The 17,732-nt window shown below is 69.5% G+C and carries 13 protein-coding genes; 5 read left to right on the top strand and 8 right to left on the bottom strand.

Annotated elements, in window-relative coordinates:
• Positions 1–138: 138 nt before the first annotated feature.
• Positions 139–1,629 (bottom strand): L,D-transpeptidase family protein, encoded by a 1,491-nt coding sequence (locus tag MRBLWH10_RS11475; RefSeq protein WP_341939962.1) that lies wholly within the window; start codon positions 1,627–1,629, stop codon positions 139–141.
• A 109-nt stretch (positions 1,630–1,738) separates the two neighbouring features.
• A complete protein-coding gene (locus MRBLWH10_RS11470; protein ID WP_105677131.1) occupies positions 1,739–2,143 on the bottom strand; it encodes a RidA family protein in 405 nt (134 codons plus the stop codon).
• Between the two features lie 81 nt (positions 2,144–2,224).
• Here MRBLWH10_RS11470 and MRBLWH10_RS11465 point away from each other — a divergent pair, with 81 nt between their 5' ends.
• The 4 genes from MRBLWH10_RS11465 (at position 2,225) to nagB (ending at position 8,450) form a co-directional block, all read left to right on the top strand.
• A complete protein-coding gene (locus tag MRBLWH10_RS11465) occupies positions 2,225–5,473 on the top strand; it encodes a family 20 glycosylhydrolase (RefSeq protein WP_341939961.1) in 3,249 nt (1,082 codons plus the stop codon).
• A gap of 79 nt (positions 5,474–5,552) precedes the next feature.
• A complete protein-coding gene (locus tag MRBLWH10_RS11460) occupies positions 5,553–6,740 on the top strand; it encodes an ROK family transcriptional regulator (RefSeq protein WP_105677129.1) in 1,188 nt (395 codons plus the stop codon).
• On the top strand, positions 6,737–7,678 hold the full coding sequence (locus MRBLWH10_RS11455; RefSeq protein WP_341939960.1) for an ROK family protein: 942 nt from the start codon (positions 6,737–6,739) through the stop codon (positions 7,676–7,678). Before MRBLWH10_RS11460 ends, MRBLWH10_RS11455 begins: the two co-directional genes overlap by 4 nt.
• Complete coding sequence (gene nagB, locus MRBLWH10_RS11450; protein WP_341939959.1) at positions 7,671–8,450, top strand: glucosamine-6-phosphate deaminase; 780 nt, start codon at positions 7,671–7,673, stop codon at positions 8,448–8,450. Before MRBLWH10_RS11455 ends, nagB begins: the two co-directional genes overlap by 8 nt.
• 127 nt (positions 8,451–8,577) lie before the next feature.
• Here the strand turns inward: nagB and MRBLWH10_RS11445 are convergent, their stop codons facing one another.
• The 6 genes from MRBLWH10_RS11445 to MRBLWH10_RS11420 form a co-directional block, all read right to left on the bottom strand.
• Complete coding sequence (locus MRBLWH10_RS11445; RefSeq protein ID WP_341939958.1) at positions 8,578–8,976, bottom strand: NUDIX domain-containing protein; 399 nt, start codon at positions 8,974–8,976, stop codon at positions 8,578–8,580.
• On the bottom strand, positions 8,969–10,327 hold the full coding sequence (locus MRBLWH10_RS11440; protein ID WP_341939957.1) for an FAD-linked oxidase C-terminal domain-containing protein: 1,359 nt from the start codon (positions 10,325–10,327) through the stop codon (positions 8,969–8,971). Before MRBLWH10_RS11440 ends, MRBLWH10_RS11445 begins: the two co-directional genes overlap by 8 nt.
• Positions 10,324–10,695 carry a YrdB family protein gene (locus MRBLWH10_RS11435; RefSeq protein ID WP_341939956.1) on the bottom strand — a complete coding sequence of 124 codons (372 nt, stop codon included), beginning with the start codon at positions 10,693–10,695 and terminating at the stop codon, positions 10,324–10,326. The genes MRBLWH10_RS11440 and MRBLWH10_RS11435 overlap by 4 nt, the downstream gene beginning before the upstream one ends.
• Positions 10,696–10,722: 27 nt before the next feature.
• Positions 10,723–12,747, bottom strand: coding sequence for a sigma-70 family RNA polymerase sigma factor (locus MRBLWH10_RS11430; RefSeq protein WP_341939955.1), 2,025 nt, complete (start codon positions 12,745–12,747; stop codon positions 10,723–10,725).
• A gap of 480 nt (positions 12,748–13,227) precedes the next feature.
• A complete protein-coding gene (locus tag MRBLWH10_RS11425; RefSeq protein ID WP_341939954.1) occupies positions 13,228–14,394 on the bottom strand; it encodes an amidohydrolase family protein in 1,167 nt (388 codons plus the stop codon).
• Entirely contained in the window at positions 14,391–15,902 is a 1,512-nt protein-coding gene (locus MRBLWH10_RS11420) for a family 20 glycosylhydrolase (RefSeq protein ID WP_341939953.1), read from the bottom strand. The genes MRBLWH10_RS11425 and MRBLWH10_RS11420 overlap by 4 nt, the downstream gene beginning before the upstream one ends.
• A 790-nt stretch (positions 15,903–16,692) precedes the next feature.
• Between MRBLWH10_RS11420 and MRBLWH10_RS11415 the strand changes: the two genes are divergently transcribed.
• Positions 16,693–17,613, top strand: a complete 921-nt coding sequence (locus tag MRBLWH10_RS11415) for a DUF4240 domain-containing protein (protein WP_341939952.1) — start codon at positions 16,693–16,695, stop codon at positions 17,611–17,613.
• Positions 17,614–17,732 lie beyond the last annotated feature (119 nt).

The raw sequence follows: 17,732 nt of genomic DNA, 5'->3' as shown, positions 1-17,732 counted from the left end.
ACGGCAGATCATCCGAATCTCGGATGCATGGGGATCGGTCGCCGTCCGATGCGCCCGAGCGGTCGACGTCGCCTCAGGTCGCACGAGCACATACGAGAGAGCGCCCGCCGGTGAACCGACGGGCGCTCTCTCAGCTGCTCAGTAGTGGACCGAGACCTCGACGCCGTCCGGCGCCCAGTCGTACACCCACTTCGCGGCGGAGATGGGCATGTTCACGCAGCCGTGGCTCATGACCCGTCCGAAGTTGTTGTGCCAGTACGTGCCGTGGAACGCCTGGTCTCCGTTGAAGTAGGTGACCCAGGGGACGTCCTTCGTGACGTAGTCGGCGCCCTTCATGTCCTGGATGCGCACGTGCGCCCGGATCGTGAAGTTGCCGGTCTGCGTCTCGTGTCCTGCGGCCCCAGAGGAGATCTTCCAGGAGTTGACCAGCTGGCCGTTCTCGTAGAAGCTCGCCGTCTGAGTCCTGAGGTTCACGTCGGCGGTGCGCACCAGGTTCACGGACTGGAACGGCGTCTCGGTGACCGTGAGCGGGTAGATGCCGTCGCCGCTCTCGAGCTGGGTCGCGAAGTCCGACGCGATGTCGGAGGTGTCGCCGATCGTGCGTCCGTTGACTCCGGCCGTCTCCTCGCGCAGCACCTTGCCGGCCGAGTTGGTGACGTTCGCCGCGTTCACCGGCGCCCGGTCGACGAGACCGGGCAGGGTGTCGACGGTCGCCTGGATCAGCGCAGGGTCGGCCTCGATGCTGAGCTTCCCGTCGGTGTCGACGACCTTGAGCCAGCTCGCTGCGGTGGCGGCGTCGACGGGAACGGTGCGCTCATCGCCGACGTAGAAGCCGATGGTGCCGAGCAGCGTGTTCAGCGAGGTCGCGATCGTCGTGGCGTTCTCGTCGGTGACCGCAGCCATGGCGGGCGTCGGGTCGCCGGAGAACTCCAGGTTCTTGCCGCCATCGGACACGGTCTCGGAGATCGCGGCGGCGAGGTCGTCGACGTCGATCGCCGTGCCCGCCTCGGCTGGGGTGACCGCATAGGCGCCGGTGGCGGGGTCGAAGGCGACGGACGCATCGACCGGGTCGACGAAGCTCGACGGAACGGCGTCGCGCAGTGCGGCCTCGGACTTCGCCTGGTCGAGGGTGATCGTGCCGGGAAGAGCGGCGCCCCACGCGGTGACGTTCCACATCGGGTTCGACGAGAAGGCCTTGTCGGCGAGCTCGCGGGCGTCGATCGACGCCCCGAGGTCGGCGCCGGTCAGCACGGCGTCGTCGCCGGCCCCGGTGAGCGTGATCTTCGTCTCGGCGACGTGGGCGCTGATCGCATCGGCGGCGGCTCCCGGTGTCATCCAGCCGACGGACACGCCGGCGACGGTGGTGCCGGGGGCGATGAGGATCATGGATGCCGCACCGGCTCCGAGAGCGAGGACGCCGACGCCGAGGCCGATCCAGAGTCCGAGGCGCTTCTTCTTCGGCGCGGGCTCGATCGGGGCCCAGGCGAGAGGCTGCTCGCCATCGGTGGGCGGCAGAGCCTGCGTGGGCGCGTCGTCAGCGGGCGAGACGGACGCGGGACCCTCGCTGGGCGCGGTGGCATCCACCAGCTTCCCGGTCGCAGCGTCCGGCGCTGAAATCAGATCGGTCACGAACTTCACCCCCCGGCTCTCACGTGGCTCTTTTGTCCACTAATTGTACGGGATCGCAGGTAACGAGGAGGCAACGGAAAACCCCAGGTCTCCTGCGATCCCGCAGGGGTCAGCCGACGACCGCGAGTCCGTCGATCTCGACCAGCATCTCCTCGCGCGGAAGACCGGTGAAGACGGTCGTGCGGGACGGCAGCACTCCGCTGGTCGTGTGCGCCGTGACGAAGGCGCCGTAGGCCTCGTTCATGATCGGGAAGTCCTCGCGCGTGGTGAGGTAGACGCGCAGCATCACGACGTCGTCGAAGGTCGCTCCCGACGCCTCGACGATGGCCTTGACGTTCTCGAGGGTGCGCGTGGTCTGCGCGGCGACGTCACCGGGAAAGAGGTACTCGTTGGTCACCGGATCGACCGGACCCTGCCCGGAGACCTGGACGATCGGGCCCTTGCGGACACCCTGGGAGAACGTGTGTGCGGGAGCGGGGGCGGCGTCGGTGGAAACGCGGGTCTTCACAGTCATGGCTCAAGACTAGTAGCGTTGTTAGATGCCTGTACTAATTCCGAACGCCGTTCACCTGTGCGCGCGAGCGGCGGTGGCGGGATGCTTCTGAGCTCGGAGAAGCCGGTACGGGTCTATCGGAACGCGACGGTCGTCGACGGCACCGGCGCCCCGCGCTTCCTCGCGGATGTCGCGATCGAGGGTGCCAGAGTGGTCGCGCTGATGCGCGACGGTCTCGGCGGCGATGTCGAGCTTCCACCCGGCGCGGTGGAGGTCGATGTGACCGGTCTGGTCCTCGTGCCCGGATTCATCGACATGCACGCGCACAGCGAGCTCTCCGTGCTCGAGGGCGCACGTCACGATGCGAAGATCCTGCAGGGAGTGACGACCGAGGTCCTCGGTCAGGACGGGCTCGGCTACGCGCCGCTCGACGAGGCGACGGCATCCGTGATCCCCGCGCAGATCGCGGGCTGGAACGGCACGCCGGCAGCCGTTCCGTGGCGCACGATGGGCGACCTGCTCGATGCGATCGACGCCGCGGCGGTGGCGAACGCGGCCGTCCTGGTTCCGCAGGGCAACCTCCGGATGATGGTCGTCGGCCACGAGAACCGGAGGGCGACCGCCGGTGAGATCGCCGCGATGTCGGATCTGCTCGGCGAGGCGCTCGACGCGGGTGCGTTCGGCATGTCGAGCGGGCTCACCTACACCCCGGGGATGTACGCCGACACCGCGGAGCTCGAGGCGCTGTGCCGCGTGGTCGCCGAGCGCGGCGGATACTGGGCTCCGCACACGCGCAGCTACGGAGGCGCCGCCCTCGACGCCTACCGCGAGGCGATCGAGATCGGCCGCCGCACGGGCTGCCCGGTGCACCTCACCCACGCCACCATGAACTTCGCGCCCAATCGGGGGAGGGCAGCCGAGCTGCTCGCTCTCGTGGACGCGGCGATCGCCGACGGCGTCGACGTGACGCTCGACACCTACCCCTACCTCCCGGGGGCCACCACGCTGGCGGCTCTGCTCCCCAGCAGGCTCTCTGAGCGCGGCGATCTGCTCGCCGCGATCTCCGCGCTGGACGACGAGGGCCGTGAGGCCGTGCGGGTCGAGCTGGAGGACATCGGCTGCGACGGGTTCCACGGCGAGAAGGCCGACTGGAGCGCGATCCAGATCTCCGGCACGACCGCACCGGAGCTGGCCGACCTCGTCGGGCGCACGGTGGCGGAGATCGCCGCGGACTCCGGGCGGCGCCCGGTCGACGTCGTGCTCGACACGATCGTGCAGGATGCCGGAGCGACCGGCATCCTCATGCACATCGGCGACGAGGACAACGTGCGTGCGATCATGGCGCATCCGCGCCACAGCGGGGGCAGCGACGGCATCCTCATCGGCGCCAGGCCGCATCCTCGCGGGCGCGGGACGTTCGTCCGCTATCTCGGGCACTATGTGCGGGAGCTCGGCGTGCTGACGCTGGAGGAGGCCGTGCGCCATCTCGCGGGGACACCCGCCGCCCGGCTCGGTCTCGACCGCGGCGATGCGCCGCGTGGAGTGATCCGCGAGGGCGCCACCGCCGATCTGGTCCTGTTCGATCCCGAGACGGTGGCGGCCGGAGCGACCTTCGAGTCGCCGAGGGAGGCTCCGATCGGCGTCGTCGAGGTGCTCGTCGGCGGCGTCCCTGTCGTCGAGCGGGGAGCCGTCACCGGTGCGACGCCCGGAGCGGCGCTGCGGATGCCGCCCGCTCCGCACCGCGCGACGGTCCCGCTCGTGCGCAGCGTGATCGATCCGTCGGCACCGGCGTTCGTCTGGACATCGGCCACGCCGATCATCGCCTCGCCCGATCTCGCATCGAGCGTCGCCCGCCTCGGCGGGGAGGCGGACGGCGCGCTGCCGGGGATCCGTCTGCGGATCGACGAGTCGCTCGCCGCGGCTCCGGACGCCGAAGGGCGCATCGGGACGGAGGCGTTCCGCATCGTCGTCGCCGCCGACGGCATCGACGTGTGCGGGGCGAGCCCTGCGGGGGTGTTCCGAGGGGCGACCGTGCTGCGACAGCTGCGAGAGCCGGGAGCGGACTCGGCGCGGATACCCGCGGGAACGTGGGACGGCTCGCCGGCGTACGGCTGGCGCGGTGCGATGCTCGACGTCGCGCGGCACTTCCGTCCGGCTGAGGACGTGCGCCGCCTGATCGATCTGCTCGCTGACCACCACCTGAACGTGCTGCATCTGCACCTCACCGATGACCAGGGGTGGCGTTTCGAGGTGCCCGGCTACCCGCGGCTCGTGGAGGTCGGCGCTCGCCGCGAGGCGACGCAGCGGGGTCACGGCGTCCTGGCGACGGTCGAGCCGGGCGTGCACGAGGGCTTCTACACGGATGCCGAGCTGCGTGAGCTGGTCGCCTACGCCGCCGAGCGGTTCGTGACGGTCGTTCCGGAGGTGGAGCTGCCCGGACACATCCAGGCGGGGCTCGCCGCCTACCCGGAGCTCGGCAACCTCGATGTCGGAGAGCCGCCGTCTTCGGCGTGGGAGCGCTTCGGGGTGAATCCGCGCACACTCGCGCCGACGGACGCGTCGCTGGCGTTCGGCTACGCGGCCATCGACGCGCTGTGCGCCCTGTTCGACTCACCCTGGATCGGCATCGGCGGTGACGAGGTGCCGGTCACGGAATGGGCGGAGAGCGCCGCAGCGGGGGAGCGGATGCGCGAGCTCGGGCTCGACGATCCGCACGATGTGCAGCCGTGGTTCACGGCGCACTTCGTGGAGCAGGTGCGGCGCAACGGCCGCACGGCGCTCGCCTGGGACGAGGTGCTGGAGGGGGATGTCCCGGACGGCGTGGAGATCCTCGCCTGGCGCGGACCCGCCGCCATGCGTGAGGCGCTCCGCCGCGGCATCCCTGTGATCGCCTGCCCCGATCTGGAGGTGTACCTCGACTATCCGCAGTCCGACTCGGAGGAGGAGCCGATCAGGGTGGGGCCGCCGCTCACGATCGAGCGGGCGTACTCGCTCCGGGTCGAGCCGGGGGCGGCGGGCGGCCAGGCGAACATCTGGACCGAGCACTTGCCCACCAGGGACCGTGTGGACTTCTCGGCCTTCCCCCGCCTGTCGGCGATCGCCGAGCGGCTGTGGGAGGGTGGGGACTCCGGTGACGTCGCGGACTTCTCGCGACGCCTGCCGACCCATCTCCGTCGCCTCGCGCAGGCGGGGGTGCGGTATCGTCCCCTCGACGGTCCGACTCCCGCACAGCGTCGACCCGGCATCCCCGGGAAGCCGCTGACGATCGCTCAGCGCGAGGAGATCGTCGCGGGACTGGTCGAACGTCTCGTAGAGAGGGCGGAAGCGGCGGCGATATCAACGCCGAAATAATGTAACGTTTTGGTAACCCTCGTTCCGCACCGTGTGGCGGGGGTTGCGTAAATTTTGTTCGTAAGGTCTACTAACAAACATGTCCGTATCGGATGAAACGCGTCCTCCATCGTCGTCAGACTACGCCGGTGCGAACACTCACGCCTTCGGGCCTGGACGCCACCTGCGCTCCCGTTCCAAAGTGCTCCCCGAGCACGCCCGCGGGCACAACCGCGCCCTCGTTCTGCAGACGCTCTACCACGCAGGGGCGATGAGCCGGGCGGACCTCTCCAGGGAGACCGGACTGACCCGCGTGACGATCTCCGACCTCGTCGCCGAGTTCATCGCCGACGGCATCGTCGTCGAGATGGGCATCCGCGAGACCGTGGGCCCTGGCAAGCCTCCGATCCTGATCGACATCGATCGCGTCGGCCACCAGATCGTCGGAATCGACCTCTCGGGTCCGAGCGCCTTCGTCGGCGCCGTCCTGAGCCTCGACGGCGACGTGCTGGAGCGCCGTGAGGTGCCGCGCCCCGAGGCCGCAGACGGCGCCGCCGCCTATGCGGCGACGCTGGAGCTCGCCCGCACCCTCGTGGCCGCGGCAACGCAGCCGGTGCTCGGCGTCGGCCTCGGCACCCCCGGTGTCGTGCGCCCCGACGGGCTCGTGCTCAGCTCGCCGAACCTCGGCTGGACGAACCTGCCGCTCGAGGCCAAGCTCGGCATCGACCTCGATCTGCCCGTGCTGGTGCGCAACGACGCCAACGCCGCCGTCCTCGCCGAGTACACCTTCGGCGAGGCGAAGGCCGACTTCATGCTCATCAAGATCGGCCGAGGAGTGGGCGCCGGTCTGATCACCGGCAGCCAGCCGCTGCTGGGCAGCCGCTTCGCCGCGGGCGAGATCGGCCACGTCGTGGTCGGCACCGACGGCGGCCCGCGCTGCGCGTGCGGCAAGGACGGATGCCTGGAGGCCTGGCTGAGCGTCAGCAGGCTCAGCGCCGCGATCGACGCGACCCCCGAGTCGCGCGATGAGATCCTGCGCGACGCCGGCACCCGCATGGCCATCGGCATCGCTCCGATCGTCGCCGCGCTCGACCTCTCCGAGGTCGTGTTGTCGGGCCCTGCCGAACTGCTCGACGGGACCCTCATCGACGCCGCCATCGAGACCCTGCACGCCCGCACCCTGGAGGGCGTGTTCGAAGACGTGGAGATCCGCCTGACGCAGCAGGACGACATCGTCCTGCGCGGAGCCGCGGTGATGGTGCTCTCCAGCCAGCTGGGAGTCTCGTGACCGCGAGGCCGGTCCGGGTCGGCCTCGACGTCGGTGGGACCAAGATCGACGCCGTCGCGGTGGGGGAGGACGACGAGATCATCGGACGCGTCCGTCGCCTGAGCGGATGGGGTGGCGAGGAGGTCGTCGCGAACGTCGTCGACGCCGTCACCACGCTCGCCGTGGAGTCGGGCCTCGACCTGGCCGACATCGGGTCGGTCGGAGTCGGCATCCCCGGACTCGTCGACGAGGAGTCCGGCCGTGTGCTGCACGCCGTCAACCTCGGCGTGGAATCCCTCGACCTCGCGGAGCTCGCGAGCGCCCGTCTCGGCATCGGATTCCGGGTGGAGAACGACGTCAAGGCCGCCGCCCTCGGCGCTGCGGTGCTGCGCGGAGCTGCGGGATCGATGGCGTACCTGAACCTCGGCACCGGCGTCGCCGCCGGCATCGTCGTCGACGGCCGGATCTGGCGCGGCTCCCGCGGCACGGCCGGCGAGGTCGGCCACCTCTCCGTCGACCCGAACGGCAGGCTCTGCGGATGCGGCCAGGTCGGCTGCGTGGAGACGCTCTGCGGCGGCGGTGCTCTGGCCAAGGCCTGGGGCCGCCCCGGTGCGCTCCCCGTGCGGGACATCCTGGATGCCGCGGAGTCCGGCGACCCGCTCGCGCTCGCCCTCCGTGCCGACCTCTTCGCCGGGGGCGCTGCCGGAGTGCGCGTCCTCGTCCTCTCGGCGGACGTCGACAGGGTCATCATCGGCGGTGGTCTCACCGCCCTCGGAGACCGTCTCGAAGACGGCATCCGCTCTGCTCTTCTGGCCGGCGCTGCATCGTCGCCGTTCATGCGCTCTCTCCACCTGGATGAGAGAATCGAGATGCTCCCCGCCGGGTCTCCGGCGGCCGCTTTCGGCGCCGCCCTCGTGGGTGCGTCCGTCCCTTCGAAGGAGATCGTTTCCCATGGCTGAAGTCGTCATCGTCGAGAACAAGGAAGCCGCAGGGGAGCTGGTCGCCGCCGAGATCGTCGAGCTGATCACCGGTCGTCCGGATGCGGTTCTCGGACTCGCCACGGGCTCGACCCCGCTGCCGGTCTACCAGGCCCTGCGCTCGCGGCTCGCCGGTGTCGACGTCTCGCGGGTGCGCGGCTTCGCCCTCGACGAGTACGTCGGCCTCGACCCCGCGCACGTCGAGAGCTACCGCTCGGTGATCACCCGAGAGGTCGTCGAGCCGCTCGGACTCGACCCGCAGCGCATCCACGTGCCCAACGGCGCCGAGGCGACCATCCAGCACGCGGGAGAGGACTACGAGGCGGCCATCACGGCGGCGGGCGGCGTCGACCTGCAGATCCTCGGCATCGGCACCGACGGGCACATCGGGTTCAACGAGCCCGGCTCGTCCTTCGCCTCCATCACGCGCGTCAAGACCCTCACCGAGCAGACCCGTGAGGACAACGCCCGCTTCTTCGACTCGATCGACGACGTGCCCCGCCACTGCATCACCCAGGGGCTCGGGACGATCCTGCGGGCGCGGCACCTCGTGCTGCTCGCGTTCGGCGAGGGCAAGGCGCAGGCGGTGGCGGATGCCGTCGAGGGGCCGCTCTCGGCGATCCTCCCCGGATCGGCCATCCAGCTGCACCCGCACGCGACCGTCGTCGTGGACGAGGCCGCCGCGTCGCGCCTGAAGCTCGCCGACTACTACCGCTACACGTTCGCGAACAAGCCGGCCTGGCAGGGCATCTGACCCGAACTCGGAGCGTTTCCTCTCGGTCGCTGCGCTTCCTCGCTCAACGACCGGGGAGGCGACTCGAGTCCGCTGTCGGTCGTTGAGCGAGCGGAGCGAGACGAAACGCGGTGAGGTTCGTGCGCCTCTAGCGCGACCAGGCGATCGGCAGCAGGTGCTCCACGCTCAGCGGGGCGAGCGGGAGCGTCTCCGCGTCCTCGCGGGTGATCCACCGCAGCTCCGCGAGCTCGGCCTGGACCGTCACTGCGGCGGGGTCGACCGTCGCGGAGAAGGCCTCGGCGACCACGCGGTGCCCCGGCTCGTTCGCCGCCTCCGAGATGAACGTGCCCAGGGGCTCGAGGTCGCCCTCGTCGAGCAGCACGCCGAGCTCCTCGTGCAGTTCGCGGACGAGCGTCTGCGCGGGGGACTCGCCCTCCTCCGGCTTGCCGCCAGGCTGCATGAAGCGGACGGTGTCGTTCTTCCGGACGACGAGCACGCGCCCGTCGTCGTCGACGATCACGGCCGCGCTCACGTGGATGTCAGGCATGGAACACCTTTCCCGGGTTCAGGATGCCGAGGGGGTCGAACACCCTGGTGATCTGCCGCTGCAGCTCCCACTGATCGTCGCCCAGCTCCTCGGCCAGCCAGCGGCTCTTCAGAGTGCCGATGCCGTGCTCGCCGGTGAGCGTGCCGCCCAGGGCGATGGCGGCGCGGAACAGCGCGCCAGCGGCATCCCACACGTGCTCGGGCACGTCGGGTCCATCGAAGATGAAGTTCGGGTGCAGGTTGCCGTCTCCGGCATGCGCGACGGTCGGGATCGTGAGCGCGTACTCGCGTTCGATGCGCGCGATCTCGTCGAACATCGCCGGCATCGCGCTGCGGGGGACCGAGACGTCCTCGATGAGCGTGGTGCCGAGCGCTGCCATGGCCGCGTGCATGGAACGGCGGACGGCGAGCAGGCGTTCGCCCTCTTCGCGATCGTGCGAGACCTGCACAGCGCCGCCGCTGGTGCGGAGGACCTCGGCCACGGCATCCGCCTCGGCGACGGCGGCGGGTCCGTCGGTCTGGATGGTCAGCTGCGCCATGCCGGCATCCGGTGCGGGTAGAGAGAGCAGGGCGGCGACCGCGGCTAGGCTCGCCGCATCCATCAGCTCCATGATCGCGGGCTGGATGCCGGTCGCCGTCACCGCAGCGGATGCGACGGCGGCCGCCCGCACGCTGGGGAAGGTCGCGGTGATCGTGCACGTGGTGCCGGAGACGAGCCGGCGCAGCTTCAGGGTGGCGCCGACGACGACGCCGAGCGTTCCCTCCGAGCCGATCACGAGAGAGGTGAGATCCAGGCCGGTCACTCCCTTGACGCTCCGATGCCCCAGGTGGAGCAGTCGGCCGTCGGCGAGGACCAGCGCGACGCCGAGCACGGCGTCGCGCACGACTCCGTACTTGGCGCAGAGGAGCCCGCCTGCGCCCGTGGCGATGTTGCCGCCGACGGTCGAGATCGCGCGGCTGGCGGGGTCGGGCGCCCACCAGAGCCCGTGCTCGGCGAGCAGGTCGTTGAGGTCGGCGTTGAGGATGCCCGGCTCGACCACCGCGAGCAGATCGTCGGCGCGGATCTCGGTGACCGCGGTCATGCGCGCCGTGGAGAGCACGATCTCTCCCGCGCCTCCGTTCGCGGCCCCGGCGAGACCGGTTCCCGCGCCTCTGACGACGACCGGCGTACGCGTCGACGTGGCGATGCGCATGACCTGCTGGACGTGCTCGACCGTCTCGGCGTGCACGACGGCGAGGGGGAGACCGGGAGCGGCGTGACCCGAGCGGTCGGCCCGTGCGGACTCGAGCGCGGCGGGAGCGGTGTCGACGAGGTCGCCGAGAGCGGCTGTCAGCTGCTCGAGCGCGGTCATGACAGGCTGCGGCGCCCGCTGACGAGTCCGGCGCCGACGGCGACGACGCCGAAGGCGATGCCGACGAGCGGCTGGTCCATGAGCCACCATGCGATGGTGACGCCGACGTAGATCAGCAGTTCCACAGCCGCGCGGAGGAACGGGTGCAGCCGGAGGACAGGCTTGGGAGACAGGAACAGCGCCCAGACGAGGATGACGATCACGGGGGCGCCGATGCCCAGGACGACATTCCACGGCAGCGGCCAGGTGGCGAAGCCCCAGAGCGCGAGTGTGCCGACGGCGACGACCAGGACGATGGCGCGCACCACGTCGAGCACGGTGATGTTCGGGCGGTCTACGCCGGGTACGGGTGCGGATTCCTGGGGCATGACCCCAGTCTATTCGCCGCTCGGAAGCTACTCGGCCGGCGAAGGAGCGGTGCCGGCGACGTCTGCGACGGTGTCGACCGCGGCGCCCAGCAGGCTCGCCTGCGCGGGTGCGGTGGAGTCCTCAGGAGCAGGTGCGGCGGGAGCCTCTACGGGCGCGGGCGCGGGCGCGACCGGTGCGGGCGGTGCTGCCGGCTCGACGGAGGCCGCGGGGTCCACCGGAGCGACGGACTCGACCGGAGCAGGGTCGCTCACGGGTGACTCGGGAGCGATCGACGCGGGTGTGTCGCTCGCGAGCGGGTCTTCGGCCGGAGCAGTGCCTTCATCGCCGGGGTCGGTTCCGGAGGGAGCGTCACCGATGCGGACGCACTCAGTCGGGAGGCCGATGTCCCAGAGGGCCGTCGTCTCGCCGGGCTCGCCGACCTTCAGCGTGCCATCGGGGAGGAGGAGCGTGTACTGGAACGAGACGCCGACGTTGTCGAGGATCTGCGACAACGTCGGGCGAACATCGACCACACCGCTCCCGGCGGAGTCGAGCACCGCACCGGTCGTCCCTGCGGTCGATCCGTCGAGGAGCACCTGTGCGGTCGCTCCCACTGCACCCGATACCTGAATGCGGTAGTGCGTGACGGGGATGAGCTCCGTCGGGTCCCAGGTGCACGTCACGTCGGCCGAGACGAAGGTCGGAGCTCCCTCCGGCAGCACCGGAGGCTCGGGGTCGATGGGATCGATCGGGTCGACGGGCTTCTCGGGGTCGACCGGCTTCACGGGGTCGACGGGCTTCTCCGGAGTCACCGGGGGCGCCGGCGGCGTCACCACGGGAGCGGATTCCGGAGCGGAGGCCTCTTCGACCGGCGGCTGCGGGGCCGGGGGTGCAGGCGGTGCCGGCGGCTCGACGACGGTCGTCTCCTCGGACGACATCGAGTCGTCGGGGGCGATGTCGGCGGCGATCGACGAGGAGTCGCTCGCCGCGGCGTTCGACAGCGAGGTCGACGGGTCAGCGCTGCTGAGGCCGGGCAGAATGGTGGCCGCGGCGACGACGCCGGCGACGATGAGTGCCGCGGAGCCTGCCCCGACGAGCGCGCCGACTCCGGTGAAGATGCCTCCGGCCGCTGCTGCGCCGCCGCCCGCAGAGCCTCCGGCTCCGGATCCTGCTGATCCGCCGGCTGCTCCGCCCGCGGCGCCGCCGGCGACGACGCCGCCCTGGACGACGCTGGAGGGCATGGCCGCCAGCGCGACGATGGGTGCGCCGCCGCCCTGGAGGGTGGCGAGGTAGCCCGCCGAGCCGGCGATGCCGAGCACGAGGGGGAGCAGTACGAGCGCGAGGCGCTTCGAGACGTCCTTGGCCTCGGCGGCGACGATCATGCAGCGTGCGCACTCGTCGAGGTGCTGTTCGAGGCGCTTGTGGTCGCGAGTGCTCAGGTTGCCTCGCGTGTACGCGCCGAGATGCTCGATCGTCCACTGGCAGTCCGACCCGGGGGCCGCGCTGCGCAGGTGCGCCTGGATCCACGCTTCTCTGAGGCCTTCGCGAGCACGGAAGGCGAGCTGCGACACGGCTCCGGCCTTCATGCCGAGCAGCGGCGCCACCTCATTGGGCTTCATCTGCTCGATCTCGGTGTACCAGAGCACCTCCTGCCAGCGGGAGGGGAGGCTGCGGAAGGCCTGCGAGGTGAGACCGCGGTCGAGGGCCTCATTCGCCGCCTGCTCGGTGCTGTCAGGGTCGGCGACCGCGTCGAGCTCATCGATCGCGGACTCCCGGCGGGAGCGTCCCCATGCGGCGGCGGTGTTGCGGATGCTGGTGAAGAGGTAGGCGCGGAAGGAGCCGTTGGGTCCGCCTCCCTTGATGATCGCCTGGTAGATGCGGGTGTAGGACTCCTGCACGAGGTCGTCGGGGTCGATCGAAGACGTGATCGAGCGCGCGACGGACATGCCGGACGGATAGTGCCGTCGCCACAGTTCGCCGAAGGCCGTCGCGTCACCCGAGCGGGTGCGCAGAACCAGGTCGGCGTCCGCGATCGCGTCGTCGTGCAGTGTGTTCTCGTCGTCCACAGTCATCCATCTGTCGTGGGGCGCGGGTGCGCCTTCACATGAAGAGACGCGTGAGACCGCTCTTCATCACGCGTCTTTTCCATTCTCTCCCGATTCTTTCAGCTAGGCCACCCCTGACGAAAGTCCAAAGCAGATCTTGAGTTTTGGCCAAAAGTCCAGGTCGTTCACTATTTCCGAATCTGTGGCCTGGCGGAGGGGAAAGATTTTCGAAGATTTTCTGGGAAGTCGCGTAATGAACGGCGGCTGAGTTCGTCTCATCACGTAGAGACAGCCATAAGGGCTCCACCGGGGGGCGGAGTCCTGAGGCGCTGGTGCGAGGGGCAACAGCACCAGCTGGCGGGTCGGGAGCCTCGGGGGAGGAGTTCCCGGCCCACCTGCTCTGTTGTGGGGGTGAGGCCGCCGATCTGGGGAGAAGGCGGCCTCCCGCCCCGCACATATTTCGACCGGAGAGCGCAGAGCTGCGCGTCGTCGCGCGATGCGCGGTTCTCAGAGCCGCTGACCCACCCATACGCGCGCGACGCGCAGCTGTGCATCGAGAAGCACGGCGTCGCCGACCGATCCGATCCGCAGGCTGCCGATCCGTTCGCCGCGCCCGATCGCGCGGGCCGGGGTCTCGGTCAATGCGCGCACCGCCTCGGGCAGCGTCACGCCCGCCTGCACGGCCCTCAACAGAGCCACATCCTGGGTCAGCGTGGAGCCCGCGATCGACCCGGTGTCGTCGGCGCGCGCGATCCCGTTCTCGACCGTGACGCTCACCGTGCCCAGGTCGTAGTGGCCGTCGGCGCTGCCCGCGGCCGCCATGGCGTCGGTGATCAGTGCGACCCTCCCGGGGGCGGAGTCGAACACGAGCTTGATCACGTGCGGGTCGAGGTGCACGTTGTCGGCGATCGCCTCGAGCACGACGCGGTGGTCGGCCGCTGCGGCGAGCACCGGCCCGGGGGCGCGGTGGTGGATGCCGGGCATCGCGTTGAAGGCGTGGGTGAGGATCGAGGCTCCCGCTTCGAACGCGGCGACGGCCATCGCGGCATCCGCATCGGTGTGCCCGACCGCGGCCGCGGTGCCGGCGGCGACGATCTGCCGGATGGCGTCGAGCCCTCCGGGGAGCTCCGGCGCGATCGTGATCTGGCGGATCGTGCCGCGCCCCGCCTCCAGCAGGCGCTCGACGTCACCCGCCACAGGGTGCCGCAGCAGCGTCGGCTCGTGGGCGCCGTGGTGCCCGGGGTCGAGGAAGGGGCCTTCGAGGTGCGAACCGAGGATGTCGGCATCCGTCTGCATCAGGTCGGCGATGCCGGCGACGCTGAGCGCGAGCTCGTCGAGTGTCGCCGTGACCAGCGAGATGACGGCGCGCGTCGTGCCGTGCGCGCGGTGCAGCGCCCTGCCGGTGCGGATCGCCTCGATGCCGTCGTCGAAGGCGGCGCCTGCGCCTCCGTGGCCGTGGATGTCGACGAACCCCGGCGTGAGCACGGCATCCGCTCCGGCGACCGCGGACGCATCGACGATCTCGTCGGCCGGCGCCCAGTCCGACCCTGAGCCGCGCGAGGCCACGGCGCCGTGCTCGAATCGCACCCAGCCGTTCTCGACGATCTCGCCGCCGTCCACGACGCGTGCGGAGTGGATGACGAGCGAGCCCGTCGTGGAGGTGTGGACGCTCATCGTGCGCTCCAGGGGATCTCGGGGCTGGGGTGGAAGTCGACCCCCTCAGCCTTCCACAGTGGAGCGAGTGCACCCAGCCGTGCGCGGAAGGAGTCCCAGGTGCGCTCCGGCGCGGTCTGCGGCGACCAGGCGATCTCCGCCTGGGCTGCGGCGCGCGGGAAGACGAGCTGCTCGACCTCGGAGATGGTGCGGGTCGTCTCGCTCCACAGCGGGGTCTCGACTCCGAGGATCGCGGTGGCGGGAACGTCGAGCACGGCTGTCGGCTCCCACTCGTAGGCGGCCCGGACGTCGATGATGGCAGCCCAGTCGAGTCCGAGCGGGAACTCCGGCGTGTACTTCATGTCGAGGTAGGCGACGTTCGAGGCCGACATGATGAGCGCCCCGCCGCGTGCGACGAACTGCGCTGCCTCCTCGGCGTGCGTGCCCTGCGGGGTGGTGTTGCCCCAGTACTGTCCGACAGTGCCCTCCGCGATGTCGGCCGCTGAGCCCATCTCGTGCCAGGCGACGGGCGTCTTGCCCGCCGCGACGACGATCTCGGTGGCCCGTGCCGCGAACAGGTCGAAGTCGGCCTGGGGGGTTCCGAGCGACTCGTCGCCCCCGACGTGGATGTACGGGCCTGGGGTCATCTCGGCGAGCTCGCGCACGACGTCGCGCACGAAGTCGTAGGTGCGCTCCTCGTGGATGCGCACGCTGGAGTGCCCGACGCCCCAGCCGATGTAGGTCTCGCCGGCGACGGGGAGCGGCTGACCGAGGCGCGCGGATTCCGAGATCAGTCCGTCGTTCAGCACGGGGGCCTCGACGAGCTCCGGGTACGCGACGCCGATCGCGTGCGTGTGGCCGGGGAGGTCGATCTCGGGGATCACGATCATGTGGCGGGATGCCGCGTGCGCGACGATCTCGCGGTAGTCGTCCTTCGAGTAGAAGCCGCCGGGGTCGCCGTTCGCCGATGTCGTCGCCGCCAGTTCGGTGAGCTTCGGCCAGGAGTCGATGTGGATGCGCCAGCCCTGGTCGTCGCTCAGGTGCAGGTGCAGGTGGTTGAACTTGAGGGCGCTGGTCGCGTCGATGAAGGTCTTGACGTCGTCGACGCCGAAGAAGTGGCGTGCGACGTCGAGCATCACGCCGCGGCGGGCGAAGCGGGGCGCGTCCGCGACGGTGGCGAGGAGGAGGCCCCAGGAGCCGTCTTCGTCTTCGCGCAGCAGCTGCAGCAGGGTCTGGATGCCGTAGAAGAGGCCGGCGTCATCGGCGCCGACGACCTCGACACGCTCGCCGACCGTGAGGCTGTAGCCCTCGGGCTTCGCGACAGTGCCGTCGACGCGCAGAGTGATGTCGGCATCGCCCTCGACGGAGGACAGCCGGATGCCGCTGCGTCGGGCGACCGCGTCGATAAGCTGCGCCGTGGCGGCTGCGGGTCCGGACACCGAGGAGGCGGCGGTGAGCGGCATCCGTCCTTCTCCTGCGGTGGCGGTCACGGGCGCTGGAACGAGGGGCAGAAGATGGGGAAGGACCATGAACAAAACCTATCGCCTGGGGTGATCCCTGGATATAGGGAATGTTGTTTCTTTTCGCACGGTAGCGGAGCGTTACGGGGCGCCTATCACGGTCGCGGCGGGGGAGACCCGGCGTATCAGGATCGAACATCGAGAGGACGGCTGGGCGTCGACTCTCCAGTTGAAGTGGAAGACGCCGTCGTCTCCGACGACGGCGGCGATCGTGCCCGGCACGGCTCTGCGTCGGGACTACGGTCTGGTCACGCGCACGACGGCCGACGACTCCACCACTGTCGCCGGGGCGGCTGATGGTCCAAGTAGTCCCCCATTTCACCCTGGACGCGGTGATCGGCATCAAGACCCCTCCGGCAGATGCCGTCGGATACGTCGTAGGCTCAGCGGTGCGCGGCGCGTTTGCCGTACCCAGGGCGAACATCATGCGAAAGAATATTCAAATCGTCACGCAAGCTGCAAGAGATCTCTTTCAAACTGGTGGACGGCTGATACGCGCAGTTCGTGGTCGTGCCTTTTAGTTTTGAATGATGCCCACGATGAGAGAAGAAACTCAGGTGAATTCAGGTTCTCCGCATCACGGTGACCCGAAGTTGACGACCGGCAGAACCGTAGATTAGCTCTGATGAAGGCAACATTGACAATAGTTAGGTCAGGGACGTGCCGTTCCCAGTAACGCTGCTCGGGCGCCATCCGCCTCTATATACCCGCAGGGGAAAGGTGATGGGATGAATGCTCTGATCGAAGCGGGGGATTTGAGCGTGTCCCAAAAGGTGATCAAGATCGGGTGCTGCCTACGGTGTTCAAGGATCCGGTCGCCTGGGTGGACTCGGTGGTTGGAACCGTCGAGATCCCGGAGACCGGGAAGGACGCTCCAGCGCGGCCATTGATGGACGACGATCGCTTCTGGTCTCTGATCGACCGTCTTGGCGGGTCGTTGGAGGACGAGAAGATCGCGGAGCTGACGGAGGCATTGGAGGCGTTGCCGTATCGGGATGTTCTCTTCTTCCGTGACACGTTGGTCGCGCGGTTGCGTGAGCTTGACCAGCCCCTCAATACCGTCGGTGTGGGAGAGGGGGAGGAGCGTGTGATCAGTGCGGATGCGTCGTTGTACTACCGATGCGAGATCGTGGCGGCGGGTCGCGAGGTGTTCCGCGACCGCGTGGAGCATCCGCGACCTGGCAAGGATGCCGATGGCGCTAGCGGTGAAGCACTGCTAGGTGTCGCGGAAGATGCTTCCGTCTCCAGGCTGCCTGAACCGGATGCGTCTATCGAGACGGGCACGAACCCGCTGTACTGGCCCGATGCGCCCGATCCGTTGCCGGATCCGTGGGCGTCGATTCCGAGTCCTGGTCCTTTCTCCTATGACATTCAGTTGTCTCGGTTGCGTCTTGGCCCGTGGAGTCAACGACGATTCATAGTTTGGTTGGTGTACGCGACCACGGCGGAGGGAACTGTGCGCGAGATGATGGGGTGTGTCATGCAGGGGAGCAACGAGGCCGCGCGTGAGGAAGTCGTCGCCTACGTGCGTGCCCGGCTGCGCGATGGAGAGACGCTGCATCCCAACGTCGTCACCTACGCTCCGGGAATCGACGGCGTCGCGACTGGGCATCAGATCGCCGGAGGGACTCGACGTAGTCGATTGAGCATGGATGAGTATGTCCAGAGGTACTATACGGGCGAGCTCGCTCCGGCCGGGATGCGGAAGGTCGGTGAGTAGCACGTGGCGAGATCGGATACTTCTGTTGGACATGAACTCCCGCCAAGGCTTACGCCCCGATCCGCGGGATCGAGAGCCTTGCCATGATCGTCATCTTTGACGTCATTCTCCTGTTCGCT

The sequence above is a fragment of the Microbacterium sp. LWH10-1.2 genome (assembly GCF_038397765.1).
GTDB classification, from domain to species: domain Bacteria; phylum Actinomycetota; class Actinomycetes; order Actinomycetales; family Microbacteriaceae; genus Microbacterium; species Microbacterium natoriense.
This window is presented reverse-complemented; position numbering and strand designations above follow the sequence as displayed.